The following is a 25,653-nucleotide window of genomic DNA, read 5'->3' as shown; positions in this document are numbered from 1 at the left end:
CAACGCCTTTCGCGTTCATGTGTTCTTGACACAGACCCATCGCGGAAATTGCCCGCAATGGACGGGCCTCGACCCGTCTGTTCAGCTTGGCTGGCGCGCCTGTTTCCTCGTCCCGGCCCTGTCCGCCGCACAGCGACACAGGGCGCTGTCTGCAAGAAAGGACGATCTGTGATCACCCTCACCGTCAACGATACCGCTTACGAGCTCGATCTTGATCCGCGCACCTCGCTTCTCGATGCGTTGCGCGATCATCTCGCGCTCACCGGCACCAAGAAAGGTTGCGACCACGGCCAGTGCGGCGCCTGCACCGTGCTCGTCAACAGCCGCCGCATCAATTCCTGCCTGACACTCGCCGTCATGCACGAGGGCGATGCCGTCACCACCATCGAGGGCGTTGGAACGCCCGAAGCCCTCCACCCGATGCAGGCGAGCTTTCTCGACCATGACGGTTTTCAGTGCGGCTACTGCACGCCGGGCCAGATCATCTCGGCGCTTGGCATGCTCGATGAGTTTCGCTCCGGCTGGCCGAGCCATGTGAGCGAAAGCCTTGAGGGCGAGCCGGAGCTCTCCAACGAAGAAATCTCGGAGCGAATGAGCGGCAATATCTGCCGCTGCTCGGCCTATCCCAACATCGTCGACGCGATCCGCCGCGCACGGGATGAAAGCGTCGCGACCGGCGGAAACAAGGAGCCGGCATGAGGGAATTTGCCTATTCACGTGCCGGAGACCTTGAGGAGGCCGGCCGCCTGGCCGAAGAGCAGGGCAGCCGCTTCATCGCCGGGGGCACCAATCTTCTCGACCTCATGAAACTCGAAGTCGAGGCGCCGAAAACGCTTGTCGACGTCTCGCGACTGCCTTTGACGGAGATCTCTCCGACGGAGGATGGAGGCCTCAGGATCGGCGCCATGGTCACCAATGCCGATCTCGCTGCCGATGCCACCGTACGGCGCGATTATCCGGTCTTGTCGCGGGCGTTGCTCGCCGGCGCCTCGGCACAGCTGCGCAACAAGGCGACGACCGGCGGCAATCTCCTCCAACGCACGCGCTGCTACTATTTCTACGAGACGTCCGCGCCCTGCAACAAACGCAATCCGGGTTCGGGCTGCGCCGCACTCGACGGCTTCAATCGCATCCACGCAATCCTGGGCGCAAGCGACCAATGCATCGCGACCCATCCCTCCGACATGGCGGTCGCCATGCTGGCGCTCGACGCGACCGTTGAAACGCGGCTGCCGGACGGCGGAAGTCGGACGATTGCGCTGAAGAACTTCCACCGCCTCCCTGGCCAGACGCCGGAAGTGGAGAGCAATCTGCAGCCTGGAGAACTCATCACCAACGTCGTGCTGCCGCCTCCGCCGAAGGGAAGCCACATTTATCGCAAGGTGCGCGACCGCGCCTCCTATGCGTTCGCGCTGGTTTCGGTCGCGGCAATCGTCGCCGTCGAGAACGGCCGCATCGCCTCGGCGCGTCTCGCATTCGGCGGGCTCGCCCACAAGCCATGGCGCGACCGGGCCGTCGAGGACGCCCTGATCGGCCAGGAGCCTTCACAAGCACTGTTTGAAGAGGCGGCGGATCTGCTTCTCAAGGGAGCGACAGGCCATGGTCACAACGATTTCAAGATCCCCCTCGCCCGTCGGACAATGATTGCCGTTCTCACAGAGGCGACGCAGGAGGCAGCCCAATGACCACCGACGCAAACACCTATGTGATGGACGAGGCGGTCGGCGAAACGCGCCTCGATCACGGCACGCAGGCCGTTCTCGGCAAGCCCCTCAACCGCTACGAGGGCGCCCTCAAAGTGTCGGGCCGCGCGCCTTACGCTTACGAGCATCTCGCGGGTGAAGACGTGGCCTACGGCTTCATGGTGACGGCCGGGATCGGCAAGGCGAAGATCCGTTCCATCGACACCTCCAAAGCGGAGGCGGCGCCGGGCGTTCTGGCCGTCATTGCGGGCGACAGAGTGCTGCGCGCCTCCGCCCTCCCCATGGCGCCGGCAGCGCAGACGATCGACGGCCAGGTCTTCCATTACGGCCAGCCGCTGGCGCTCGTCGTCGCCGAAACCTTCGAGGCGGCTCGGCATGCCGCGTCGCTCGTCAAAACCATCTACGAGCCCGGCGAGGGCCGTTACAGCCTGCGCGATCACCTCGAAGACGCGACCAATCCCGGTCCCGGCGCCATGCAGCCCGACAATCTGCGCGGCGATTTCGAAGCGGCCTTTGCGGCGGCCGAGATCCAGTTCGACGAAACCTATACGACGCCAAGCCACAGCGCCGCCCCGATGGAGCCGCATGCGGCCGTCGCCAAATGGGACGGCGACAAGCTCACGATCTGGTCGTCCTGCCAGCTTCTGGAGACGAACGTCATTCAGATCGCCAACGGCGTCGGCGTGCCCGTGGAGAACGTCCATCTGTTGAGCCCCTATGTCGGCGGCGGCTTCGGCTCCAAGCTCGGCATCGGCCCGGATGCCGTTCTGGCAGCGCTCGGCGCGAGAGCGGCAGGCAAGCCGGTGAAGGTCGCCCTCAGCCGCCAGCACGTCTTTCAAACGACGTCCCGGCGTTCCGAGACGATCCAGCGCGTCCGTATCGGCACCACGAAGGAAGGCCGTATCACTGCGCTGGCACATGAGAATTTCGTCACCAATTCGCCCGGCAATTCGTTCTTCGAGCCGGTCGCGATTTCGACGGTGTTCCTCTATGCGGGCGAGAACCGACAGATCACCCATCGGCTAGCGGAAACCGATGTCCTGATGACGGCCTCGGTGCGTGCACCCGGCGAAGCCGTTGGCATGTTGTCGCTCGAGAGCGCGATGGACGAGCTTGCCATCCGGCTCAACCTCGATCCGATCGAATTTCGCAAGCTGAACGAGCCTGAGGTCGCACCCCAGGACGAGCTTCCCTTTTCCTCACGAAAGCTGCTGGAGTGCTATGACGAGGGTGCGCGCCGCTTCGGCTGGGAGAACCGTCCGAAGAAGCCGGCAAGCCGGCGCGAAGGCGAATGGTGGATTGGCTATGGCATGGCTGCGGCTTCGCGCAGCCACCAGCTGATGAAATCCTCAGCCGAGGTGGAGCTCGCCCCCGACGGCCGCGCCACCGTGCGCACGGCGATGACGGATATCGGCACCGGCTCCTACACGATCCTGCAGCAGATCACGGCCGAGATGCTGGGACTTTCTCCCGAGCACGTGACCGTGCTTTTGGGCGATACGGACCTGCCGCCCTCGTCGGGCTCCGGCGGCTCCTGGGGAGCCAACAGCGCCGGCTCGTCGGTCTATCTTGCCTGCGAGGACCTGGTGAAGGCGCTCGCCAAACGCCTCGACGTCGACGCCTCGGACCTGACCCTCAAGGACGGCCAGGCGATCGCGGGAAACCGACGGATCCCCTTTCACGAGATCCTTGAAGGCGGAACGCTCACAGGCCGCGGCACGATCGAGCCTGGCAAGACGGCCGAAACCACCCATCAGGCGAGCTATGGCGCGCATTTTTGCGAGGTCGGCGTCAACGCCGTGACGGGCGAGACCCGGGTGCGCCGGCTTCTGACCGTCGCTGCCGCCGGGCGCATCCTCAACGAGAAGACGGCCACCTCGCAATGCTACGGCGGCCAGATCTGGGGGATCGGATCGGCGCTCGCGGAAGAGCTGGTGATCGATCCCCGCACCGGCCTACTCGTCAATCACGACCTTGGCGAATACCATGTGCCGGTGAATGCCGATGTGCCCCAGCTCGACGTCGTCTTCCTTGAGGAGCGCGACACGGCAGCGAGCCTTCTCGCCGGCAAGGGTCTTGGAGAACTCGCGCTTGCGGGCGTCGGCGCAGCGATCACCAACGCTATCTACAACGCCTGCGGCGTGCGGGTCCGCAATTATCCGGCCACCCTCGACAAGGTCCTGGCAGGTCTCCCAGACGCCTGACTCATTGATCTTTCCGATCACTCCAAGCGAAATTATGCGTTGGAGTGATGGAAGCCTGGGATGCGAAAGATCGGTCTTCCGGACGGAGACCGATCTTGACCGCATTGAGCGACGAACCCGAAATCACCGCAGACACATTCGTCGACGCGGACCGCGCCGATCCGGTCGTCACATCGCCCACCGCCACGAGCACCCGCTTTCTCGGCGCCATCCTTCCCGGCGTGGGTCTCGCCGCAGCGATTGCAGCAGCAGCCTTCGGGCTTCGTCAGCTTCCAGGGCTCGGCGCTTTCAGCCCGATGATCATCGCCATCCTCATCGGCATCCTGTTTCACAACCTCATCGGCACGCCCGTTGTTGCCAAAGCGGGCGTTGGCTTCTCGATGCGCCGCATCCTGCGCTTCGCCATCATCCTGCTCGGCCTCCAGCTGACGGCTGCGCAAGTAATCGAGGTCGGCGGAACCGGGGTCGCTATCATCATCGCCACACTTCTTTCGACCTTCACCTTCACGGTCTGGTGCGGGAGAAAGCTCGGCGTGGAACGCAAGCTCGCGGAATTGATCGCCGCCGGCACGTCGATCTGCGGGGCCTCCGCCGTCATCGCCACCAACACCGTGACGAACGCCCATGATGAGGACGTCGCCTATGCCGTCGCCTGCGTCACCATCTTCGGCTCGATCGCGATGTTCGCCTATCCGTTCCTCGGTCCGCTCTTTGGCCTCGGACCGCACGCTTTCGGGCTGTGGACCGGGGCTTCGGTGCACGAGATCGCCCAAGTGGTCGCAGCCGCCTATCAGAACGGGGCCGAGGCCGGCGAATTCGGCACCATCGCCAAGCTGTCGCGGGTGATGATGCTGGCGCCGGTCGTTCTTGGCCTCGGCATCCTCGCCCGCGAGCGTCTCGCGACCTCCGGCAATTCTGGCGTCCGAGCACCGATCCCCTGGTTCGTGCTCGGCTTCATCGCCCTCGTCGGCGTCAACAGCCTCGTGGACATTCCGGAAGCGGCAAAGAGCGAGATCGCGCTTGCCACGACCTTTCTTCTGTCGATGGCGCTCGCCGCGATGGGGCTGGAGACGGATGTGCGCAAGCTGATGGCGAAAGGCCTGCACCCCGCGCTTCTCGGCCTCCTCGCCTTCCTCTTCATCTCGACGTTCAGCCTCACCCTGGTAAAGCTCTTCTTCTGAGACTGCGACCGTCTCAGAACCAGAAGATCAGGACGAGGACCTGCGGCGCCAGGATGCGCAGCACCATGACGAGCGGATAGACCGTCGCATAGGCGAGCGACGGCGCCTCTGAGGGGCGGATCGCATTCGCGAAGGCAAGGGCCGGAGGATCGGTCATGCTGCCGGCGAGAAGGCCGCACAGCGTCAGATAATTGAGCCGCAGCACCAACCGGCCCACGAAGCCGATGATCAGAAGCGGGATGATGGTGATGAGGGCGCCATAGACAAGCCAGATGAGCCCGTCGCCCTCCACCAGAATGGAGACGAAACTCTCCCCCGCCTTGAGCCCGACAATGCCGAGGAAGAGAACGATGCCGATCTCGCGCAAAGCGTGATTGGCGCTCGACGGCATGAACCAGACGAGTGGCCCGATATGGCCGAGGCGCGACAGGATGATGGCGACGACGAGCGGTCCGCCCGCAAGCCCGAGCTTCACCGGTGCCGGCATGCCCGGAAAAGCGACCGGGATGGAGCCGAAGAGAACACCGAGTGCGATGCCGAGAAAGATCGGCAGGATCTGCACCTGCTCCAGGGCCTGGGTGCGATTGCCGAGAACCTGAGCGGCCTTGTCGAGATTTTCCGGATGGCCGATGACGGTGCAAATGTCGCCGAATTGCAGGCGCAGCCCATCATGCGGGGCGAGTTCGATGCCGGAGCGGGTGACGCGGCTGATGACGACGTCGTGGCGGTGCAGCAGGTCCAGACTGCCGAGAGAGGCGCCAAAAACGTTAGAATTGGTGACGACGAAGCGCTTCCATTTCACGTCGGACGGGATCGCCTTCAGGTCGGTCTTCGCCCGCTGGCCGAGGATGCGGACCATGCCGGGCAGTTTCTCCGCCGGGCCGACGAGAAGGAGAACGTCGTTGAGCCGGACCTCCTTCTCCGGATGCGCGACCTCCACGACACCGTCGCGCATGATGCGGGAGACGACGAGGCTCATCTCTTCGAGCCCCGGCAGAGCGCCGATCGTAAGCCCCTGCATGTTGCGATTGGTGACCTTGACGTTGACGGTCTGCAGCCCCTGCTGTTTGGCGGCCCGCTCCGCTTCGAATGCCGCCTGCTCGGCTTCGGGCCGAATGCGCAGGACGGCCCGCACGATCCCCATGGTCAGAAGAATGCCGAGAATGCCGAAAGGATAAGCCACGGCATAGCCGAGCGCGGGCGCTGCGAGAGCCTCGGGCCCTGCCCCGACGCTGGTCAGCATCTGGGTCGCGGCGCCGAGAGAAGGCGTGTTGGTCGTTGCCCCAGACATCAGCCCGAGCATCACCGGCAAGGGCACCCCGACGATAAGGTGCAATGCGGCCGCGACGATGATGGAGAGAAAGACGAGACCGGCGGCGAGACCGTTGAGCGCAAGCCCAGAGCGCTTGAGCGCCGAAAAGAAGCCCGGCCCGACCTGGATGCCGATCGAATAGACGAAGAGGATGAGGCCGAATTCGCGCAGGAAATGCGCCACTTCTGGATCGACGGTGAAGCCGAGATGGCCCCAGACGATACCCGCGAAGAGGACGCCGCCAATGCCGAGCGAAACGGAGCCTATCCGGACATTGCCGAGAGCGAGGCCGGTGACGGCGACGAGACAGAGGACCACGAGGCCGCTTGCGACGGGATCGAGGCCGGAAAGAAGGGCGGAGAAGTCCATCACGAAGACCCGCTGGCGGGCAGAGGGGAGGAGGAGCCCGCGGCTGCGCAGCTTTTCGCCTTGAAACCCGAAAAGATCCTTCCGCTTCGGCACTTGGCCGAAATCTGCGGCAGCGATCCACGGCGGGGTCTCACAGCGAACACCGCGCGCGCCGCCTCTAGCACGGGCGCCAGGCATCCGTCATCGCAAACCCGACGCGACATCTCCGCCATCGCCCCTTCGAACATGAGAAACGCGTCGGCTCGGTACACTTCGGGTGGGGCGATCACGTCTCACTCGGCAGCCTGTGGCGGGAAGTTGCGCGAGCATCGGCGATTTGGAGGCGGCATTCAAGGCCACCCCCAATGGCGTTCAACCGTTCAGGGGACGAGCAAAAGGCTGCCCGTGGTGCGACCGGCCTCCAGAGCGGCTTGGGCTTCGGCAGCTTGTCCGAGCGCATACTCCGCTCCGATCTGCGCGACGACGCCCTGCTGCATGGCCTGAAGAAGCGCATCCGCCGCCTGCGGATAGGCGCCTTGATCTGCCGCATAGGCCATCACGCTCGGCCGGGCGAGCGACAGACACCGGACGGGGCCGAGATCCTCCACCGCCACGGGCGGTATCGGCCCCGCGGCCTGACCGATGCTTGCCACCGTCCCGAACGGGCGCACGCAACCCAGCGTCTTTGCAAGGATGGCGCCGCCGAGACCATCCACGGCGAAGTCTACACCCTTGTCGTCCGTAATCGCTGCCACCTCCGCGACCAGATCCGCATTGCGTCCGACGATCACATGGTCGGCGCCCTGGGCTTTGGCCAGCTCCGCTTTCTCCCGCGATCCGACAGTCCCGATCACGGTCGCACCCAGATGCTTGGCCCATCGCACCAGCATCACGCCGAGCCCGCCTGCCGCCGCGTGGACCAGAATCACCGTCCCCGCACCGACAGGATAGGTTCGAGTCAAAAGCATATGCGCGGTCAGGCCCTTCAGCATCGAGGCGGCGGCGACACGCGAGCCGATCTCCTCTGGCAGGAGAATCGCCCGCCACGCCGGCAGCTTTCGCCTTGTCGCGTAACCGCCGAGCGCGCCGGCATAAGCCACGCGGTGGCCCGGAGCGATATGTGTGACGCCCTCTCCCACGCTTTCGACGACACCTGCGCCCTCCACACCGAGAACCGCCGGCAGCGGCAGGCGATAGAGCCCACGCCTCTGATAGATGTCGATAAAGTTGACGCCGATCGCCTCCTGCCGAAGGCAAATCTCGCCCGGCCCAGCCACCAGCGCCGGGCCATTGGCCACGTCCAGAACCTCCACGCCGCCCGCAGCAACCATCCGAACCATTTCGTTCATGCCAAAACTCCTTTTCTGGCGGCAGTGTTCTCCGATATCGCCCTGTTCAGGAATTGCCTAAAAGCAGTCATCAGATGGGAGAAAATCGCTGATGGCAGATTGGGAAAATCTCCGCCATTTCGGAGCGCTGTCCGCCACCGGCAGCCTTTCGGCCGCAGCCCGTCTGTTGCGGGTCGAGCACGCGACCGTGGCGCGGCGCGTGGCCGCTTTGGAAGCCGAGCTGCAGCTGAAGCTGGTCGACCGTCGCGGCCGCAGGCTGACGCTGACCGAGGATGGCGAGCGTATCGCAGCCCTCGTCCAAAGAATGGAAACGGAGGCGACGGCGATTGGACGTGCCGTGGACGGAGCGCGCTCCGAATTGGCCGGTACCGTCACGATCAGCGCCCCGCCAGCCCTGGCCGCCGCAATGCTGACCGCACCGCTGGTCGGCTTGCAGAAGCGCCATCCAGACCTGACGATCCGCATCCTCGGAGAAACACGCAGCGCATCGCTGGAGCGGCGAGAGGCTGACATTGCCGTTCGGCTGAGCCGACCCCAGGACGGTGACCTGATCATCGTCAAGCTCGCGGAGATGCCGTTCCGCCTCTATGCGAGCCCCACCTACCTGGCCGAGACGGAGGAAGGCGATTGGCGGTTCATCAGTTACGACGAGCCAATGAACCGCTCCGCGCAACACGTCGCGCTCCAGCGCATTGCCGGGGTGAGGCCGATTTCCTTCTTGGGAAGCACGTCGGAGATTCAACAGGCGGCGGCACGAGCGGGCGCAGGCATCGCAATCTTACCGGAGTTCGTCGCCGCGGGCGACCAGGAGCTCGTGGCGGTCGGCATTGGCGAAACCCTCCCCGTGCGCGAACTCTGGCTCGCCATTCATTCGGATCTGAAAAATTCGGCGCCGATCCGCGCGGTCAGCCGATGTTTGCGCGAGACATTCGAGCGTCATGGCTGAAGGCGGCAATCCGCCTGGACGAGACATCTTCGCCATTCATCCGGCAGCCCCTCCGCAGCCGGATTTCGACGTCTTCTCGCCTGCCACCACAGCAATCGCCGCGACGGCAAGCCCTGCAAGAACAGCGGCGCCAGCGAAGAACGGCGAATACCCGAAACGCTCGGCGAGAAAACCCGCAGCAATACCGCCACTCAACGAAACGAGGGCGTCGACGCATTGAAACAACGTGAAGTCGATGCCGGCCTGGCGGGGGTCCGACCAGCGCATGAATTGCGCGTAAAGCGCCACGAAACCGAAGGCCATCAACCCCGACGTCGCCACCAGAGCCACCCCGATGACGAGCCAGAGGGGGATCCACGGCGCGGTGACAGAGAAGGACAGAAAGGCGAGCACCATCGACTGCAGGGCAAGCGCCGCCACCAGCACCGGCCGCACCCCGAACAAGCGCACGCAGGCGCCCCCCAGGAGCGATCCAGAAATGCCGAGCACGATAGAGCCGAGCCCGTTCAGGATACCGAGTGTCGCAAGGCTCACCTCGCGATCGACGAGGTAGGGCGACAGCATGTTGAAGGGGGTTTTCTGCGCCACCACGTAAAGCGCGGCGACGGCAAGGCCGCGGCGAATTTCGCGGCGCGCAAGAGCCGCCCGAAGCGAGGGAAGATGCGTACGTTCCGCATCGAAGCTTACAGCCCGCGACTGGACGAGGAAGGGGAGCGCGAGGAGCGTCACGAGCGCCGCCATCGTCCACACGCCGGCGGTCCAGCCGCTATGCCCGACGATCACCAGAAACAGGCCGCCGCCGAGAGCCGAGCCGAGATAGGCGCCGCCGACCTGAGCGCTGTTGCCCCAGCCCTGCTGCTGCGTGGAGAGATTTTCGACCGCATAGCCGTCGCAGGCGATATCGACCGTCGCCGTGGCAAGGGCGGCGAGAGTGAGAAGGGCGAAGATCGCCCAAAGCGCCTCAGCAGGCAGCGCGCCGATGAGCCCCAAGATGGCCACGACCATCAAAATGCCGGCGAGGACGATGGACCCGGAGCGATTGCGCCCGCGAGGAGGCAGGCGATAGCGTTCGACGGCAGGCGCCCAAAGAAACTTGAGCGCCCAAGGCAGCGCGATCAGCGAAACAAGACCGATATCGCCGAGATCGGCGCCTTGGCTGCGCAGGACAGCGGGCAGGCCGACCCAGGTCATCCCCCCGATGACGCTCTGCGCGACATAGAGGCCGCCGATCGCGGCGAGCGTGGCGAGCGGCCTCTTGAGCCAATGGCAGGATGGCGTCTCGGCCGCCTCGTCCGCCGCCATCAGAAGCGGTAGCGCAGGCTGCCGATGATCGTCCTCCCCTCGTCGCGGTAGCAATAGCCGGAGGTGCAAATCGGCTCCCGCTCATCCAGGAGATTCTTGGCGTTGATCTGCAGCTTGGCTCCGGCGAGCCGCGGATCGCGGGCCCCAAAGTCATAAGAAAGCGACGCATCGATGAAGTAGCGGTCGTCGTTCTTCAACGTATTGGTGTCGTCGCCGTAGCTGTCCCCGACATAGCGCACACCCGCTCCGATCCCGAGGCCGGCAAGCGGCGAGCCCGGCTGGAACTGATAGAGCCCCCAGAGCGAGAAAATGTTGTTGGGCACGCCGGATAATTCGTTGCCGGCCGTCCCGGTCGCCCCCTTATCGATGGTCATCTTGAGATGCGTGTAGGAAGCGATCAGGTTGAGGCCGTTGTCAAGCGAGGCCTGCGCCCCCAATTCGACGCCTTCCGAGGTGAGATCGAGCTGCCGCTGCCGGTTGATGCCGGTCGTCGTGTCGAAGACGACTCCGTCGGTCTGCGCGATGTTGAAATAGGCCGCGCTCACGATCGCATTCGTCTCGGGGATCTCATATTTCACGCCGACCTCCACCTGGTCGGCGATGGTGGGCTCTGCCGCGCGTCCCTCGTCGCTCGTCACATCATCGTAGACGAGCCCGATATTCGGCGAGAAGGATGTCGAATAGTTCGCATAGGGGATGACACCCCAGCGGGTGCGGTAGGAAAGGCCGACGCGCCCGGAAAAGGCTTCATCGTCGTAGTCAGTTTCGACGCGATCGCTGTCGATGGAGGTGGTCTCGACCCAGTCGTAGCGGCCGCTGAGGAACAAGGTAAAGCCGTTCCACTCCATCTGGTCGTGAAGATAGGCGCCGATACCGTTCATCTCCTGGCCGCCGTCATAGGCGAGCGGGGCGCTCGCGATATCGTCGACCGAGGCATAGGAGAGAGCGCTCGACGCGTCGTATTCGGCCCATGTGTAATCGACCCCGGCAAGCGCCGTATGGGCGATCGCGGCCGTGTCGAAGGTGAATTGGGCCATATTGTCGACGACGAAGGACGCCGCGTCTTCCTCGTAATGGCCCCAGTAGCGGGCAAGATCGGCGCCGCTCGCGTAATGCCCCGAATATTGGAGGTCGGCGTCGACCTTGCTGTAGCGCAGGTTCTGGCGGACCGTCAGAAGTTCGTTGAAGCGGTGCTCGAGCTCGTAGCCGATCCGCCCCTGATTCTGGACGAAATCGTTGTAGTCGGGATCGCCGTCGTAGAGATCCGACACGACACCATAGGCCGGATTGTAATAGGAGGCGGTGCCGCCCGTGACCGTGCGCGACAACTCGCTCAAGACGGTGAACGTCGTATCGTCATCGGGCTTCAGTGTGAAAGCCGGCGCGAGATAGTATTTGTTGTCGGGATAGGACGGGATCTCGGCCTCGGCATTGCGCGCAAGCCCGGTCAGTCGATAGAGCAAGGTCCCTGAATCGTTCGCCGGCCCGGAGAAATCAACACCGATCTGGTACCGGTCGTGGCCGCCGCCGACGAGTTCCACCTCCCGAAAGGTCTCCTCCTTCGGCCGCTTGGTGACGATGTTGACGATTCCACCCGGCCCGCTGACGCCATAAAGCGACGAGGCGGGACCTTTCAGGATGGTGATTCCTTCGATGCCATAGGGCTCCGTCTTGAAGAGCGCCGTCGGCGAATTGTACTGACGCAGCCCGTCGCGGAAGATACCGTTGTAATAAGCGTTGAAACCGCGCAGCGTGAAGGCGTCGAAGCGCGAATCGAAACCGAAATTGTTCGGGTTGGCGCTTGCCGTATAGCCGAGCGTCTCGTTGAGCGTCCGGGGCTCCTGATCCTCGATCTGATCCTGCGTGACCACGGTGATCGCCTGCGGAATGTCCGCTATCGGCGTATCGACCTTGGTCCCCGCCCGATCCTGTTTGGCGACATACCCGTCCTGCTTCAGGATCTGATCGCTCTCCGCCTCGACGACGATCGGCTGAAGCGCGACCGGGTTGTCGAGGTCCTGCGCGTGAACGTCTCCGGGCAGGCTCACCACGAAGAATGAGCCGAGAGCGGCGACGTTGAAGCCCAGAAGGGTGCGGTGGAGGATCATGTACTCTCTCGTCTTTAGAATGCCGGTCGTCGCCGTGCAAAACCTGACGAGCGGAGTCAACATTTGCAGATGGCCCAACACCGTCCGCAAGGATAAAACCTAACTCAATGTGTCATATTTATCGCACCCGCGCTCGCCTGGCGCGATCGCGGGGCATTCGACCGCCGGATACGGCGCGCCAAGACCACGCAGCGTTGGGCAGCGTCGGCCAAGAAGCGAAAGGCCCTAGATGAAACGGATGAGACGATTGCCGCGCCGCCGGCACACCTCTGCACGAAGTGCAGCCGCACGGCTAAGCCGCTTTCGCGGCGCGCACTCATGATCTGGAAGGGAAATCACGAGAAAACTGGAGCGGGCGATGGGATTCGAACCCACGACCCCAACCTTGGCAAGGTTGTGCTCTACCCCTGAGCTACACCCGCATCCATCGCTGCACCGCCGTGCGGCGGGAGCGGTCGCCTATATGGCGCAAGCGATTGGCCATTGCAACACCTGAAATGCGCCGATCGCGAGAACAATTTCCTCGGACGGAGATCGGCCCCTCTTCCGCCCGCCTCTTGCCTGCGCACGTCCCGCCGAGGCCTCCCGCGGCCGTCTCACCTTGTGCCCGTGTTCGGCCTTGGCTATGGCGACGCCTTTACGAAGCTTGCGGGGCAAGAGACATGGCGAAAGGTCGCGCCGAACTGATGGCGTTCCTCGACGAGATCGGCATTTCGACGGAAACGATGGAACACCCGCCGCTCTTCACCGTGGAGGAATCGAAACGCCTGCGCGGCACGATCGAGGGTGCACACACCAAAAACCTCTTCTTGAAGGACAAGAAGGACCAGGTCTTCCTGCTCGTGGCCAAGGAAGACGCCGAGATCGATATGAAGACGCTGCATAAGCGGCTCGGCTCGGCGCGCCTGTCTTTCGGCAAACCGGAGCTCCTGGAGGAGCTCTTGGGCGTGCGGCCTGGCTCCGTCACGCCATTTTCCGTCATCAACGACGAGACACAGCGCGTCACCCTCGTCCTGGACGAGGCTCTCCTCTCCTACGACGTCTTGAATTTCCACCCGCTGGAAAACACCGCGACGACCAAGATCGGCCGCGAGGACCTCTTCACCTTCCTGAAGGCCGCCGGTCACGAGCCGCAAATCCTTGCCGCGTCCGGCGATGCGGCCTGATCGGGTCATCCTGCGCCGCGCCCAAGAGCGGGACCGCGCCGCGCTCAACGCCCTGACGCAGGCCTCCGCCGCCTATCGCGGGCCCTACCGCGCGATGCTCGACGGTTACGTGATCGGTGAAGCCCAGCTTGTCGAAGACATCTTCGTCCTGGCGGAACGGGCTGGCAAAATCCTGGGCTATTACAGCCTGACGACGACGCCGGCGCCCGAACTCGACCTCCTCTTCGTCGCCAACGAGGCGCAGGGAACCGGTCTCGGAGCCGCCCTCATCACCGATTTGAAGCGTGAAGCGGCGACCCGCGGCATTCGTGCCATCAAGATCATCTCGCATCCGCCGGCGCAGGCCTTCTACGAAAAAATGGGCGCGCGGGTCGTGGGCCAGGAGCCCGCTTCCGGGCCCGTCTCGTGGGCACGCCCCATCCTGGAGCTCACCATCCACGATGAAAGCTGGGGCGGCGGGTAAATCCGCGGCGACATCGCCCGCGACGGTGACGCCTGACTCGATTGCTTTCCCGGCTACGATCGCCACATATCGCCACGACACATAGAAGGAAGCCGCAAATGAGCGCAGAAGGATTCATCCTCGGCGGCCAGACGAGCGCCCCGCAGCCTCAGAACGACGCCTCCGGCCTCATCAAGGAGACCACCACCCAGGAGTTTCGCGTCGACGTCATGGAGGCCTCGCGCGAGGTTCCGGTTCTGGTCGATTTCTGGGCCCCCTGGTGTGGCCCGTGCAAGCAGCTGACGCCGATCCTCGAAGCCGCGGTGAAGAAGGCCGGCGGCAAGGTCAAGCTCGTCAAGATGAACATCGACGATCACCCGGAGATCGCCGGCCAACTCGGGATCCGCTCCATTCCCGCCGTGATCGCCTTCAAGGACGGCCAACCTCTCGACGGCTTCATGGGCGCACTTCCCGAAAGCCAGGTCATGGATTTCCTGCAGCGCATTGCAGGACCCGTGGGACCGAGCTCGGCAGACGCGGCACTTGCGGCGGCTGATGCGGAACTCGAGGGCGGCAACCCCGCGGGTGCTGCCAATCTCTATGCGCAGACGCTGCAGGAAGAACCGGAAAACGCGGCAGCCCTCGCCGGGCTGGTGCGCTGCGAGATCAGTCTTCACAATCTCGATGCGGCGCGGGCACTGCTCGACGGGATCGAACCGGCGCTTGCCGCCAGCGAAGCTCTCGTGCAGGCGCGTGCAGCCCTCGAACTGGCGGAGCAATCTGAAGGCCTCGGCGATCCCAATGCTCTCAAAGCGCAGCTCGAGCAGGATCCCACGGATCATCAGGCGCGCTTCGACCTTGCGCTCATTCTCAATGCGCGCGGCGATCGCACAGGCGCGGCGGATTGTCTCCTAGAGATCGTTCGCCGCGACCGCGAATGGAACGATCAGGCGGCACGCAAGCAGCTTGTGCAGTTCTTCGAGGCCTGGGGAACCAAGGATCCGGCGACGGCTAAGTCCCGTCAGCGCTTGTCGTCTCTGCTTTTCGCCTAGTTCTAGACTGGAAAGCATTCGACGAGGTGTTGCGAATGGCCATTCAGGCCGGAAATCGCTGTTATAGAGATCCATCCGACCTTCCCGACCGGATCCCGGTGTTCCCGCTCTCCGGCGCTTTGCTGCTGCCGAGCGGGCAATTGCCGCTGAACATCTTCGAGCCGCGCTATGTCGCCATGATCGACGACGCGTTGCGCGGAGAGCGGCTCATCGGCATGATTCAGCCGGTGATCGGGTGCAGCGAGGATTGCCATACGGCGCCTCTCTGCCAGGTGGGCTGTGCCGGGCGGTTGACCCAGATCGCCGAAACGGGTGACGGCCGCTATCTCGTCACCCTGACCGGCGTCTCGCGCTTCGCCATCCGTCAGGAGCTGGAAACGGAAGCGGACTACCGCGCCTGTCAGGTGTGCTTTGAGAAGTTCACCTCCGACTTCGAGCCGCGCCAGGGTGAGGATGAAATCGATCGAGCGGCCCTTCTTGCGGCCTTTCGCAGCTATCTCACCGCCCATGACCTCGAAGCCGACTGGGAAAGCGTGGAACGCGCTTCGAATGTCGGCCTGCTCACGGCTTTGTGCATGATGAGCCCGTGGGGCCCGGCCGAAAAGCAGGCGCTTCTGGAGGCGCCGAGCCTCAAAGCCCGAGCGGAGACGTTGATCGCCATCGCAGAATTATCGCTGGCGGGCTCCCACGATCAGGCGCCCGTGCAATAATCGGCTGAGACTGGGACATGCAGGAGGACAGGATGACGCGCGAGGACACCACCGTCACATCGGATGAAACGTCAAATCAGCGTCAAGTCGATCCGAAGCTCTTGGAAATCCTCGTCTGCCCGGTGACACGTACGACGCTCGAATACGATCGCGAGCGACAGGAGCTCGTCAGCCGCGCCGCCAGGCTCGCCTACCCGATCCGCGACGGCATTCCGATTCTGCTTGAAGAAGAGGCCCGTCGCCTGGAAGACTAGGCCGAAGCAGGGGGGCACAGGTGGCAAAAAAACGCGGCGCGGAAAGCCGCGAGCGGCTCGTAAACGCGGCCGCCGATCTTTTCTGGCAGAAAGGTTTTGCGGCGACTTCGCTGGCGGAGATCGGAGCGGCGGCGGGCGTTCCCCTCGGCAACATCTATTATTATTTTCGCTCCAAGGCGGCTCTTGCCGAAGCGGTCGCCGCCATCATGGCCGAGCAGATGCAGGCAGCGCTCGAGGAGATCGCCGCAGCGGCGGAGGCCCCCGAAATGCGGCTCGCCGCCCTCGTCGATCTCCTGTCGCATTCGGTGGCGACACGTACCGAGCGCGGCTGTCCGATCCGCAGAGCCTCCGCAGAGTTGCGCGAGCCGGCTCCTGAGGCATCGGCACTGGCCGCCGCAATCCTCGCCCATCTTGAGGCCTGGCTCGCAAATGAGCTTAGACGGATCGGCGCGAGACCGGCCGAGGCTCAGGCATCTGCAGCCAAAGCCCTGATTCTCTGGCAGGGCGGCATCGCGCTCGCCGAAGCGCGGCGCGACGAGGCGCCGCTCAGGCAGGCGCTTCAGGACATGCGTGAGCTTTTTGGCGAGACCGCACGCCAAAGCCGTACCGGACACATCTCCGAGAGAGCGGGAGCCCCGCTCCCTGCCGAGCCGAGACGAACGACAGGCTTTTAGCGCGTTCCCCCGCGCTAAAGCGCCTCGCCGCGCATCAGCCGGGGTAGCTCGCCGCCGAGACCCGCCGCCTCCTTGATGAAGTTCTGCTTCAGGAAGGGCAGACGATCGACGATCCCGAGGCCGACCGAGCGGGCCGTCCGCAGCATCTTGTTTTCCTTGGAGAAGAGCCGGTTGAGGACGTCTGTCGTCACGCCCATCTGCCAGCTGTCGAAACGCCGCCATTGTTCATAGCGCTTCAAGGTCTCGATATGACCGATATCGAGACCGAGGCGATTGGCGTCGACGACGATCTCCGCAAGCGCCGCCGCATCCCGAAAACCGAGATTGAGCCCCTGGCCGGCAACGGGATGGATGCCATGCGCCGCATCGCCGAGAAGCGCGAAATGCGGACGCACGAAATCGCGCGCCAGCGTGAGCCCGAGCGGGTATCCCTGGCGCGGCCCGTCGAGAGAGAGCTCGCCGAGATGGTGGCCGAAGCGCCGCTCCAACTCGATCTGAAAAACGAACTCGTCTTCGGCGAGAAGCTTTTTGGCGTCGGCTTCGCGTTCCGTCCACACGAGCGAGGAACGATTGCCTTTGAGCGGCAGAATGGCAAAGGGGCCTGAGGGGAGAAAATGCTCGCGCGCGACGCCATGATGCGGCCGCTCATGCGCGACCGTGACCACGATCGCCATCTGCTTGTAGCGCCAGGAGACGGTGGCGATGCCGGCTTTGCCGCGCAGTCCCGAACGCACGCCGTCTGCAGCGACCAGAAGGCGCGCATCGACGCTGCCGCCAGAACCGAGAGAGAGCTTAACCGAGCTTCCCTCGACGCTGAAATCGCGCACGGTTTCCGGGGCGCCGATTTCGATGCCCGCAGCAGTGCTCGCGTCCTTAAGAGCCTCGGTCAAAACACCGTTCGGCACCATATGGGCGAAGGGTTCGCCGTCGGAGAGAGGTTCCTGAAAAGTCAGGAAGATCGGCCGCACGGCATCGCCGGTGGCGCTGTCGGTGATCTCCATGGCGTTGATCGGCTGCGCCTCGTCGGCCACGCGCTCCCAGACATTGAGCGTATCGAGCATGCGCTTGGCTGCCGCCGCGATGGCTGAAGCCCTTTGATCGGCGCCCGCAGGTTTTGCCCCGGCCGCATCGATGAGCATGACGTCGAGGTCCGGCGCGCCGCGCTTGATGGCAAGCGCCGCCGTAAGGCCGGCCGATCCGCCACCCGCAATCACCACATCCGCACGCTTGCTGTCCGCCATTCTCGCCCTCTTCTTCCGTTTATGGACGGCGACCAGGCCGTCATCCCTGTTCAGCTTTCCGCCCTGCTTGACTTCCAGGCGCCGCGCGACAACGGTTGCGCCCGCTTCGGCTCTGCCGATCCCGCCTTAGGATTATGCTCCGGGTTCATCAACATGACGGACGGAATTCAAACCTTGCTCGACATTCTCGACCTGGAGACGCTGGAGCACAACCTCTTTAGGGGCCGCAGCCCGCAGGTGGGCTGGCAACGCGTCTTCGGGGGTCAGGTGATCGGCCAGGCCCTGGTCGCGGCCACCCGCACCGCACCTCTCGACCGACACGCCCATTCGCTGCACGGCTATTTCCTGCGCCCCGGCGATCCGACGGTGCCGATCATCTACGAGGTGGACCGCATCCGGGACGGATCGAGCTTTCTGACCCGCAACGTCATCGCCGTGCAGCATGGCGAAGCGATCTTCACCATGTCGGCCTCGTTCCAAAAGGAAGAAGGCGGCTTCGAGCATCAGCGCCCCATGCCGGACGTTCCGGCCCCTGAGGATTTGATGTCGGAGGCAGAGTTCAAAGAGCTGGTGATGAAGAGCCAGGCGCCGGACGCGGTCAAAGCCTATTGGAGCCGCGAGCGCCCGATCGAGTTCCGTCCCGTCGATCTCGATCATTACGTGGCACGGCGCGCCCTGCCTCCGCGCCAGGACGTGTGGTTCCGCGCCAACGGCCCGATGCCGGCCATCAGCGCCCTGCACAAATGCGCCCTCGCTTACGCTTCTGATATGACGCTCCTCGATACGGCACTTTTTCCGCACGGCCGTTCGGTTTTCTCGCTCGACATGCAGGTGGCAAGCCTCGACCACGCAATGTGGTTCCATCGCCCCTTCGACGCCACCAACTGGCTTCTCTACACGCAGACGAGCCCGTCGGCCTCCTCCGCCCGCGGCCTGTCGCTCGGCGCGATCTACACGCGAGACGGCACGCTCGTGGCCTCCGTTGCCCAAGAAGGCCTCATCCGGCCACGCCCGCGAAAAGGGTGACGATTTTTTAGGCAATTGACGCGCTCGAGGGCGCGGATCTCGTCGCTTGCATCTCCAAAATTCAGGACATCCCTGCCCTTCGGCGCGGCGAATGCTCAAGCATTATGCCGCACTCCCCATTGCTATGGGAGCGTCGATAGTGACGGGCGCGACCACGGCGGCACAAAGAACGGGCAGCGCTGAGCTCGCCCGCGCCGCAGCAACTGGGGAGAACGAAGCAATGAAACTGATCATAGCGATCATCAAGCCGTTCCGGCTCGATGCGGTGCGCGATGCCCTGACCGAGATCGGCATCCAAGGCCTCACCGTGTCTGAGGTGAAGGGCTACGGACGCCAGAAGGGGCACACGGAAGTTTACCGCGGCACGGAATATGCAGTCAGCTTTCTGCCGAAGCTGAAGATCGAAGTCGTCGTCGAGGCTGCGAGCGCGAGCCGCGCGGTTGCAGCCATCACGGCTGCCGCCGAAAGCGGTCAGATTGGCGACGGCAAGATTTTCGTCGTCAACGTCGAACAGGCGGTCCGCATCCGCACGGGAGAGACCGACAACGAGGCGCTCTGACGGCAACAGGCTTTTGGGAGAGAGGACAGTCAATGAACAAGCGGGGAATTTTATGGGGGGCGGGGCTGATCGGCGCCTTTGCCCTGCTCGGTGCTGAGCCGAGCTGGGCACAGGACGCGACCGAGCCGGCCCTCGACAGCGGTGACACCGCCTGGATGCTGACATCGACCGCACTCGTGCTGATGATGACCATACCGGGACTCGCCCTGTTTTACGGCGGCATGGTGCGTAAGAAGAACGTTCTGGCGACCGCCATGCAGAGTTTCGCCATCTGTTGCCTGGCGACGGTTCTTTGGATGGTGTGCGGCTATTCGCTGGCCTTCACCGACGGCGGCGCCTTCAACGCCTATGTCGGCGGCCTCTCGAAGATGCTTCTGGCGGGCGTCGGCAGTGACGCTCTGACCGGCACCATCCCCGAGACGGTCTTCATGACCTTCCAGATGACCTTCGCCATCATCACGCCGGCTCTCATCACCGGCGCCTTCGCCGATCGCATGAAGTTCTCGGCCATGCTGTGGTTCATCGGCCTTTGGAGTCTGATCGTTTATGCCCCCATCACGCACTGGGTCTGGGGCGGCGGCTTCCTCGCCAATGCGGGCGTGCTCGACTTCGCAGGCGGCACGGTCGTCCACATAAATGCCGGTGTCGCCGGTCTCGTGGCCGCCCTCGTTCTCGGCAAGCGCCGCGGCTTCGGCTCCGAAAACATGGCACCGCACAACCTCGTCCTGTCGATCATCGGCGCCTCGCTCCTGTGGGTCGGCTGGTTCGGCTTCAACGCGGGCTCCGCGCTTGCCGCCAACGGCACCGCCGGCATGGCCATGGCCGTGACACAGATCGCGACGGCAACCGCCGCCCTCGCCTGGATGTTCGGCGAATGGGCTGTGCGCGGCAAGCCGAGCGTTCTCGGCATCATCTCCGGCGCCGTCGCCGGCCTCGTCGCCATCACGCCGGCCTCGGGCTTCGTCGATCCGACGGGGGCTCTCATCATCGGCGCTGCCGCCGGCCTCGTCTGTCTGTGGGCGGTGGTGTGGCTGAAGCCGATGCTCGGCTATGACGATTCGCTCGACGCCTTCGGTGTGCACGCCGTCGGCGGTATCGTCGGAGCCCTTCTGACCGGCGTCTTCGCGCGCGAGGCGATCGGTGGCACACCTGGCCTCATTGAAGGCAATGCCGGCCAGGTGATGACGCAGATCTACGGCATCGGCGCGACGATCGCCTGGACGGCCATCTGCTCGTTCGTGATCTTGAAAGTCATCGATATCACGGTCGGCACACGCGTCTCCCCGGAAGTCGAAACCGAGGGTCTCGACGTCAATCTCCACGGCGAAGTGGTTCAATAGCCACCCGCATCAGAGATGCTATGACGGCCCGGCCGCGCTGCGGCCGGGTTTTATTTTGCCCATGGGGAAGAGCCTCGTCTCAGTACTCTCTTCGGCCCACTTTACGCCGCCCTCCTGCCGTATTCGCTGGCGCAACTTTGGGCAAAGCTGCGATTCTGCACATCTCCTAGGCAATTTTCGCGCCGCGCCATGCGAGCCGCTCTAGGCTGCGGGGAATCCGTAAGTGACTCACGGCACTTAGCAAATTGTTCCCGATTCTGGCACGCGGCTTGTAGAGAAGGCCCCGTAAGGCGGCGGTCCAGACGCGTCGTCCGGATGGTCGGCCGCTCGCCGGCCCAGCCAAAGGGAGATTGTGACCGAGATGAAATTGATCATTGCGATCATCAAGCCTTTCAAGCTCGACGAGGTGCGCGAAGCCCTCACGGAGCTTGGGGTGCAGGGCCTCACCGTGACGGAAGTTAAGGGATATGGCCGGCAAAAGGGGCACACGGAAATCTACCGCGGCGCAGAATACGCGGTGAGCTTCCTGCCCAAACTCAAGATCGAGGTCGTCGTCGATTCCGCCAATGCGGATCGGGTGGTGGAGGCGATCGCTGCCGCTGCCAAGAGCGGCCAGATCGGCGACGGCAAAATCTTCGTCGTCAACGTCGAGCAGGCGGTGCGCATTCGCACCGGCGAAACCGACGCGGAGGCTCTCTGACAATGACGTCGGAGAACGGGAGAGAGGGACACTTCATGAAGAACAAACACTGGCTTATGGCCGTGCCGGCGATTGCGGCCATTGCCGCTATCGCCGCCGTGCAGCCGGCCTTGGCACAAGACGCTGCAGCGCCTGCGGCCGAGGCTGCTCCGGCCGCCGATGCGGCTGCTATCGCATTCACCTTCAACACGTTTTCCTTCCTCGTCACGGGTTTCCTCGTGATGTGGATGGCGGCGGGCTTCGCCATGCTGGAGGCGGGGCTCGTGCGCTCCAAGAACGTCTCCATGCAGTGCCTCAAGAACATCGGCCTCTACTCGGTCGCGGGCCTGATGTTCTGGGTCATCGGCTACAACCTCATGTACATGAACGTGGACGGTGGCTATTTCGGCGTCCCGATCCCGAAGGCGATCCCGGATCCTGCCAGTGAGACGAGCGGCGACTATGCGGCCGCGTCCGACTGGTTCTTCCAGATGGTGTTCTGTGCCACCGCAGCCTCCATCGTCTCCGGCACGCTCGCCGAGCGCATCAAGCTCTGGCCGTTCATGATCTTCACCGTGATCCTGACCGGCATCATCTATCCGATCACCGGCTCCTGGCAGTGGGGCGGCGGCTGGCTTTCGGAGATGGGCTTCTCCGACTTTGCGGGTTCCACGCTCGTCCACTCCGTCGGCGGCTGGTGTGCCCTGACCGGAGCGATCATTCTGGGCGCCCGTCGCGGCAAGTTCGGTCCGAACGGCTCCGTGCACCCCTTCCCCGGCTCCTCGATCCCGCTCGCCACGCTCGGCACCTTCATCCTCTGGCTCGGCTGGTTCGGCTTCAACGGCGGCTCCCAGCTCGCCCTTGACGGCTTCGAGAACGCCTCCGCAATCTCGCGCATCTTCGTCAACACCAACCTCGCCGCCGCTTCCGGCGTCGTGGTGGCGATGATCCTGACCCAGCTCGTCTACAAGAAGGTCGACGTGACGATGGCCCTCAACGGTGCCCTCGCCGGTCTCGTGTCGATCACCGCCGAACCGCTCGCCCCCTCCGTGCCGACTGCTCTCTTCGTCGGTGCCGTCGGTGGCCTCATCGTGGTTCTGGTCGTGCCGCTTCTCGACAAGCTGAAGATCGACGACGTCGTGGGTGCCATTCCGGTTCACCTCGTCGCCGGCATCTGGGGCACGATCATTGTGCCGTTGTCGAATGCCGACACGAACTACGTCACCCAGGCGATCGGCATCGCCTCGATCGGCGTCTTCTGTGTCGTCGTCAGCACCATCATCTGGCTCCTCCTCAAATTCACCGTCGGCCTCCGGGTCAGCGAGGAAGAAGAGGCTCTGGGTCTCGACGCGGTGGAAATCGGTGTCGAAGCCTATCCGGAATTCGGCGTCGGCTCGCAGCGCGTCTAAATTCCACACGAAGCTCTCTGCGATGCGGCCCGGGCGTCACGCCCGGGCCGTTTTCGTTTGTGCTACGCTCACGACTGCTCTGGTTAACAAGCGTTTAACCCACCCCGCCTATTGTCGCGGAAGTCCACCAACGCAGGGACGAACGATCTCCCATGGCCTTCGGCGCAAGCAGCGAGTTTTTCCATTCCACCTATGCCCTCCGTCGCATGGCGGTTCGGCGCATCGTGCAGCTGGGAGGCTTCGTGCTCTTCCTCTTGCTGGCGATGATGGTGCTTTCTCTGGCCACCTGGAAGGTCGCCGACCCGAGCCTGTCGAACATCACCGACGCGCCTGTCGGCAATCTCCTCGGGGCATGGGGGGCGAACTTCGCCGACCTCGCCCTGCAGTTCTTCGGGCTCGGCATCATCGCGCTCCTCCTGCCGCCGGCGCTCCTGGCGCTGGCACTCCTGCGCATGCGCGTCCCCGCCCAGCCATTCCAGCAACTCGGCTTCTGGCTCGTAGGAACGGCCGTCACCGCCCTCGCGCTCGCCTGCCTGCCGGTGCCGCAATCGTGGCCTCTCCCAATCGGCCTCGGCGGTGCCATCGGCGATATCATGCTGCGTCTGCCGACTTGGATTTTCGGCGACCCACTCGTCATCGGCATGCGTGCCGCAATTGGCGTCCTGGCGACCGGCATCGGCCTCGGTCTTCTCTTTGCAGCCGCGAGGTCGCATCCGATCGGCGACGCGGCGCATGCGCCGATGAACACCACCGCCAATCTCGATGAAGACGACGACGACGACATCGACCTCTCCGATGAGGAGGCTCCGCGCGGCGGCCTGTCCGTTGTTGCAGGCTTCGTCATGCACCACGGCTTTTCCGCGCTTTCGGCGGTGAGCCGCGGCCTGCGTCGCGGTTCCCACCGCGCCGTGCGCGCAGCCATGGAGCGCTCGGAGCGCCCCGCCACCATCGCCGGAACGCGCCACGAACCCTCGCTTGCCGCAACCGACACGCAGTTCGACGCCTATGAGGACGAAGACTACGACAACGAGGAGGCCTACGAGGAAGCCCAGCCCTCCTCGCTCGTCACCGCGCCGGCGCCGAAGCTGAAGCCGAGCCGCCGCGCCAAGCGCGAATCGCAGCCTTCGCTCCTGCCCTCAGACAGTTACGAGCATCCGCCCCTGCACATGCTCACCGATCCGGACCCCAAGGGCAGCCTCAATCACGATCCTGCAGCGTTGGAAAAAAATGCCCGCGCTTTGGAAGGCGTCCTGGAAGATTTCGGCGTACGCGGCGAGATCATCAATGTCCGTCCCGGCCCGGTCGTTACGCTTTACGAGCTGGAGCCCGCCCCCGGCATCAAATCCTCGCGTGTCATCGGTCTCGCCGACGATATCGCCCGCTCCATGAGCGCGATTGCGGCCCGTGTCGCAGTCGTTCCCGGGCGCAATGTCATCGGCATCGAGCTGCCGAATGCACGCCGCGAGATGGTGTTGCTGAAAGAGATCTTGGGCTCGGTCGACTTTGAGAAGAGCCGCGCTCGCCTGGCGCTCGCGCTCGGCAAGACGATCGGCGGCGAACCCGTCATCACCGATCTCGCCAAGATGCCCCACCTGCTCGTCGCCGGCACCACCGGCTCCGGTAAATCGGTGTCGATCAACACGATGATCCTGTCGATCCTCTACCGGCTGACGCCCGAGCAGTGCCGCCTCATCCTGATCGACCCAAAAATGCTGGAACTCTCCGTCTATGACGGCGTCCCGCACCTTCTCACCCCCGTCGTCACCGATCCGAAGAAGGCGGTCGTCGCGCTCAAATGGACCGTCCGCGAGATGGAAGAGCGCTACAAGCAGATGTCGAAGGTGGGCGTCCGCAACATCGACGGCTTCAACCAGCGCATCGCCACGGCAAAGAAGAAGGGCGAAGTGATTCGCCGCACCGTGCAGACCGGCTTCGACCACGATTCGGGCGAGGCGATCTTCGAGACCGAGGAGCTCGAGCTCGAGCCGATGCCCTATATCGTCGTCATTATCGACGAGATGGCCGATCTGATGATCGTGGCAGGCAAGGAGATCGAGGGTGCCGTGCAGCGGCTGGCCCAGATGGCGCGCGCCGCCGGCATCCACGTCATCATGGCAACGCAGCGCCCGTCGGTCGACGTCATCACCGGCACGATCAAGGCGAACTTCCCGACCCGCGTCTCCTTCCAGGTGACCTCGAAGATCGATTCGCGCACCATCCTCGGCGAACAGGGCGCCGAACAGCTCCTCGGCCAGGGTGACATGCTCTTCATGGCGGGCGGGGGACGCATTCAACGCGTGCACGGCCCCTTCGTCAGCGACGAGGAGGTGGAAGAAGTGGTGGCCCATCTGAAGGGACAGGGTGTCCCAGATTACCGCGATGCCATCACCGACGAGGAAGTGGAAGGCGAAACGGGTTGGGACGCGCTCGCCGGCTCCGACGATTCCAACGATATCTACGACAAGGCGGTCGCCATCGTCTTGCGCGACCGCAAGGCGTCGACCAGCTATGTGCAGAGGCGTCTTTCGATCGGCTACAATCGCGCTGCTTCGATTATCGAACGCATGGAAAACGAAGGTCTGATCAGCGCGGCCAACCACGCCGGAAAGCGTGAGATTCTGGTCGGGGAGGACGCCGCCTGAGCGGAT

General features: G+C 64.1%; 22 protein-coding genes and 1 tRNA gene. 17 read left to right on the top strand and 6 right to left on the bottom strand.

Annotated features, from left to right (window positions below; all coding sequences use genetic code 11):
• Window positions 1-57: 57 nt before the first annotated feature.
• The 4 genes from J2R99_RS06620 (at window position 58) to J2R99_RS06605 (ending at window position 5,088) form a co-directional block, all read left to right on the top strand.
• Window positions 58-699: a 2Fe-2S iron-sulfur cluster-binding protein gene (locus J2R99_RS06620; protein ID WP_307153651.1), complete on the top strand. Its 642-nt coding sequence runs from the start codon at window positions 58-60 to the stop codon at window positions 697-699.
• Window positions 696-1,685, top strand: coding sequence for an FAD binding domain-containing protein (locus J2R99_RS06615; RefSeq protein ID WP_307153650.1), 990 nt, complete (start codon window positions 696-698; stop codon window positions 1,683-1,685). The genes J2R99_RS06620 and J2R99_RS06615 overlap by 4 nt, the downstream gene beginning before the upstream one ends.
• A complete protein-coding gene (locus tag J2R99_RS06610; RefSeq protein WP_307153649.1) occupies window positions 1,682-3,907 on the top strand; it encodes a xanthine dehydrogenase family protein molybdopterin-binding subunit in 2,226 nt (741 codons plus the stop codon). Before J2R99_RS06615 ends, J2R99_RS06610 begins: the two co-directional genes overlap by 4 nt.
• Window positions 3,908-4,002: 95 nt before the next feature.
• A complete protein-coding gene (locus J2R99_RS06605; protein ID WP_370872282.1) occupies window positions 4,003-5,088 on the top strand; it encodes a YeiH family protein in 1,086 nt (361 codons plus the stop codon).
• A 13-nt stretch (window positions 5,089-5,101) separates the two neighbouring features.
• Here J2R99_RS06605 and J2R99_RS06600 read toward each other — a convergent pair whose 3' ends face one another.
• Window positions 5,102-6,862, bottom strand: coding sequence for a putative transporter (locus J2R99_RS06600; protein ID WP_307153648.1), 1,761 nt, complete (start codon window positions 6,860-6,862; stop codon window positions 5,102-5,104).
• Window positions 6,863-7,128: 266 nt separating this feature from the next.
• On the bottom strand, window positions 7,129-8,097 hold the full coding sequence (locus J2R99_RS06595) for a quinone oxidoreductase family protein (RefSeq protein WP_307153647.1): 969 nt from the start codon (window positions 8,095-8,097) through the stop codon (window positions 7,129-7,131).
• A gap of 91 nt (window positions 8,098-8,188) precedes the next feature.
• On the opposite strand from J2R99_RS06595, the gene J2R99_RS06590 reads away from it, so the two are divergent.
• Window positions 8,189-9,043: a LysR family transcriptional regulator gene (locus J2R99_RS06590; RefSeq protein WP_307153646.1), complete on the top strand. Its 855-nt coding sequence runs from the start codon at window positions 8,189-8,191 to the stop codon at window positions 9,041-9,043.
• A gap of 36 nt (window positions 9,044-9,079) precedes the next feature.
• Here J2R99_RS06590 and J2R99_RS06585 read toward each other — a convergent pair whose 3' ends face one another.
• The 3 genes from J2R99_RS06585 to J2R99_RS06575 form a co-directional block, all read right to left on the bottom strand.
• The gene (locus tag J2R99_RS06585) at window positions 9,080-10,345 is read right to left on the bottom strand and encodes an MFS transporter (RefSeq protein WP_307153645.1); all 1,266 of its coding nucleotides are present in this window, start codon (window positions 10,343-10,345) and stop codon (window positions 9,080-9,082) included.
• Complete coding sequence (locus J2R99_RS06580) at window positions 10,345-12,453, bottom strand: TonB-dependent siderophore receptor (protein WP_307153644.1); 2,109 nt, start codon at window positions 12,451-12,453, stop codon at window positions 10,345-10,347. Before J2R99_RS06580 ends, J2R99_RS06585 begins: the two co-directional genes overlap by 1 nt.
• A gap of 347 nt (window positions 12,454-12,800) precedes the next feature.
• Window positions 12,801-12,875, bottom strand: a tRNA-Gly gene (locus J2R99_RS06575).
• A gap of 240 nt (window positions 12,876-13,115) precedes the next feature.
• Between J2R99_RS06575 and J2R99_RS06570 the strand changes: the two genes are divergently transcribed.
• The 6 genes from J2R99_RS06570 to J2R99_RS06545 all read left to right on the top strand — a co-directional run bounded on the left by J2R99_RS06570 (window position 13,116) and on the right by J2R99_RS06545 (window position 16,751).
• A complete protein-coding gene (locus J2R99_RS06570; protein ID WP_307153643.1) occupies window positions 13,116-13,619 on the top strand; it encodes a prolyl-tRNA synthetase associated domain-containing protein in 504 nt (167 codons plus the stop codon).
• The gene (locus J2R99_RS06565) at window positions 13,609-14,082 is read left to right on the top strand and encodes a GNAT family N-acetyltransferase (RefSeq protein WP_307153642.1); all 474 of its coding nucleotides are present in this window, start codon (window positions 13,609-13,611) and stop codon (window positions 14,080-14,082) included. The genes J2R99_RS06570 and J2R99_RS06565 overlap by 11 nt, the downstream gene beginning before the upstream one ends.
• 98 nt (window positions 14,083-14,180) lie before the next feature.
• On the top strand, window positions 14,181-15,113 hold the full coding sequence (trxA, locus tag J2R99_RS06560) for a thioredoxin (RefSeq protein WP_307153641.1): 933 nt from the start codon (window positions 14,181-14,183) through the stop codon (window positions 15,111-15,113).
• A 35-nt stretch (window positions 15,114-15,148) separates the two neighbouring features.
• Window positions 15,149-15,823: an LON peptidase substrate-binding domain-containing protein gene (locus J2R99_RS06555; protein ID WP_307153640.1), complete on the top strand. Its 675-nt coding sequence runs from the start codon at window positions 15,149-15,151 to the stop codon at window positions 15,821-15,823.
• Between the two features lie 32 nt (window positions 15,824-15,855).
• Window positions 15,856-16,077, top strand: coding sequence for a Trm112 family protein (locus tag J2R99_RS06550; RefSeq protein ID WP_307153639.1), 222 nt, complete (start codon window positions 15,856-15,858; stop codon window positions 16,075-16,077).
• Window positions 16,078-16,097: 20 nt separating this feature from the next.
• On the top strand, window positions 16,098-16,751 hold the full coding sequence (locus tag J2R99_RS06545) for a TetR/AcrR family transcriptional regulator (RefSeq protein WP_307153638.1): 654 nt from the start codon (window positions 16,098-16,100) through the stop codon (window positions 16,749-16,751).
• A 14-nt stretch (window positions 16,752-16,765) separates the two neighbouring features.
• Here J2R99_RS06545 and J2R99_RS06540 read toward each other — a convergent pair whose 3' ends face one another.
• Window positions 16,766-17,992, bottom strand: coding sequence for a ubiquinone biosynthesis hydroxylase (locus J2R99_RS06540; protein WP_307153637.1), 1,227 nt, complete (start codon window positions 17,990-17,992; stop codon window positions 16,766-16,768).
• A gap of 153 nt (window positions 17,993-18,145) precedes the next feature.
• On the opposite strand from J2R99_RS06540, the gene tesB reads away from it, so the two are divergent.
• The 6 genes from tesB (at window position 18,146) to J2R99_RS06510 (ending at window position 25,647) form a co-directional block, all read left to right on the top strand.
• Entirely contained in the window at window positions 18,146-19,018 is an 873-nt protein-coding gene (gene tesB, locus J2R99_RS06535; RefSeq protein ID WP_307153636.1) for an acyl-CoA thioesterase II, read from the top strand.
• Window positions 19,019-19,238: 220 nt separating this feature from the next.
• Window positions 19,239-19,577 carry a P-II family nitrogen regulator gene (locus J2R99_RS06530; protein WP_307153635.1) on the top strand — a complete coding sequence of 113 codons (339 nt, stop codon included), beginning with the start codon at window positions 19,239-19,241 and terminating at the stop codon, window positions 19,575-19,577.
• A 32-nt stretch (window positions 19,578-19,609) separates the two neighbouring features.
• Complete coding sequence (locus tag J2R99_RS06525; RefSeq protein WP_307153634.1) at window positions 19,610-20,917, top strand: ammonium transporter; 1,308 nt, start codon at window positions 19,610-19,612, stop codon at window positions 20,915-20,917.
• Window positions 20,918-21,278: 361 nt separating this feature from the next.
• Window positions 21,279-21,617: a P-II family nitrogen regulator gene (locus J2R99_RS06520; RefSeq protein ID WP_092812142.1), complete on the top strand. Its 339-nt coding sequence runs from the start codon at window positions 21,279-21,281 to the stop codon at window positions 21,615-21,617.
• A gap of 35 nt (window positions 21,618-21,652) precedes the next feature.
• Complete coding sequence (locus J2R99_RS06515; RefSeq protein ID WP_307153633.1) at window positions 21,653-23,005, top strand: ammonium transporter AmtB; 1,353 nt, start codon at window positions 21,653-21,655, stop codon at window positions 23,003-23,005.
• A 152-nt stretch (window positions 23,006-23,157) separates the two neighbouring features.
• Window positions 23,158-25,647, top strand: coding sequence for an FtsK/SpoIIIE family DNA translocase (locus J2R99_RS06510; RefSeq protein ID WP_370872281.1), 2,490 nt, complete (start codon window positions 23,158-23,160; stop codon window positions 25,645-25,647).
• Window positions 25,648-25,653 lie beyond the last annotated feature (6 nt).

The organism is Rhodopseudomonas julia, from assembly GCF_030813515.1.
In the GTDB taxonomy this organism is placed as follows: domain Bacteria; phylum Pseudomonadota; class Alphaproteobacteria; order Rhizobiales; family Afifellaceae; genus Afifella; species Afifella julia.
This window is presented reverse-complemented; position numbering and strand designations above follow the sequence as displayed.

Excerpts from the sequence above, each read along its gene's own strand:
- J2R99_RS06620 (WP_307153651.1), top strand. The coding sequence starts at position 58 with ATGGACGGGCCTCGACCCGTCTGTTCAGCTTGGCTGGCGCGCCTGTTT.
- J2R99_RS06615 (WP_307153650.1), top strand. The coding sequence starts at position 696 with ATGAGGGAATTTGCCTATTCACGTGCCGGAGACCTTGAGGAGGCCGGC.
- J2R99_RS06610 (WP_307153649.1), top strand. The coding sequence starts at position 1,682 with ATGACCACCGACGCAAACACCTATGTGATGGACGAGGCGGTCGGCGAA.
- J2R99_RS06595 (WP_307153647.1), bottom strand. The coding sequence starts at position 8,097 with ATGAACGAAATGGTTCGGATGGTTGCTGCGGGCGGCGTGGAGGTTCTG.
- J2R99_RS06590 (WP_307153646.1), top strand. The coding sequence starts at position 8,189 with ATGGCAGATTGGGAAAATCTCCGCCATTTCGGAGCGCTGTCCGCCACC.
- J2R99_RS06585 (WP_307153645.1), bottom strand. The coding sequence starts at position 10,345 with ATGGCGGCGGACGAGGCGGCCGAGACGCCATCCTGCCATTGGCTCAAG.
- J2R99_RS06580 (WP_307153644.1), bottom strand. The coding sequence starts at position 12,453 with ATGATCCTCCACCGCACCCTTCTGGGCTTCAACGTCGCCGCTCTCGGC.
- J2R99_RS06570 (WP_307153643.1), top strand. The coding sequence starts at position 13,116 with ATGGCGAAAGGTCGCGCCGAACTGATGGCGTTCCTCGACGAGATCGGC.
- J2R99_RS06565 (WP_307153642.1), top strand. The coding sequence starts at position 13,609 with ATGCGGCCTGATCGGGTCATCCTGCGCCGCGCCCAAGAGCGGGACCGC.
- trxA (WP_307153641.1), top strand. The coding sequence starts at position 14,181 with ATGAGCGCAGAAGGATTCATCCTCGGCGGCCAGACGAGCGCCCCGCAG.
- J2R99_RS06555 (WP_307153640.1), top strand. The coding sequence starts at position 15,149 with ATGGCCATTCAGGCCGGAAATCGCTGTTATAGAGATCCATCCGACCTT.
- J2R99_RS06550 (WP_307153639.1), top strand. The coding sequence starts at position 15,856 with ATGACGCGCGAGGACACCACCGTCACATCGGATGAAACGTCAAATCAG.
- J2R99_RS06540 (WP_307153637.1), bottom strand. The coding sequence starts at position 17,992 with ATGGCGGACAGCAAGCGTGCGGATGTGGTGATTGCGGGTGGCGGATCG.
- tesB (WP_307153636.1), top strand. The coding sequence starts at position 18,146 with ATGACGGACGGAATTCAAACCTTGCTCGACATTCTCGACCTGGAGACG.
- J2R99_RS06530 (WP_307153635.1), top strand. The coding sequence starts at position 19,239 with ATGAAACTGATCATAGCGATCATCAAGCCGTTCCGGCTCGATGCGGTG.
- J2R99_RS06525 (WP_307153634.1), top strand. The coding sequence starts at position 19,610 with ATGAACAAGCGGGGAATTTTATGGGGGGCGGGGCTGATCGGCGCCTTT.
- J2R99_RS06520 (WP_092812142.1), top strand. The coding sequence starts at position 21,279 with ATGAAATTGATCATTGCGATCATCAAGCCTTTCAAGCTCGACGAGGTG.
- J2R99_RS06515 (WP_307153633.1), top strand. The coding sequence starts at position 21,653 with ATGAAGAACAAACACTGGCTTATGGCCGTGCCGGCGATTGCGGCCATT.
- J2R99_RS06510 (WP_370872281.1), top strand. The coding sequence starts at position 23,158 with ATGGCCTTCGGCGCAAGCAGCGAGTTTTTCCATTCCACCTATGCCCTC.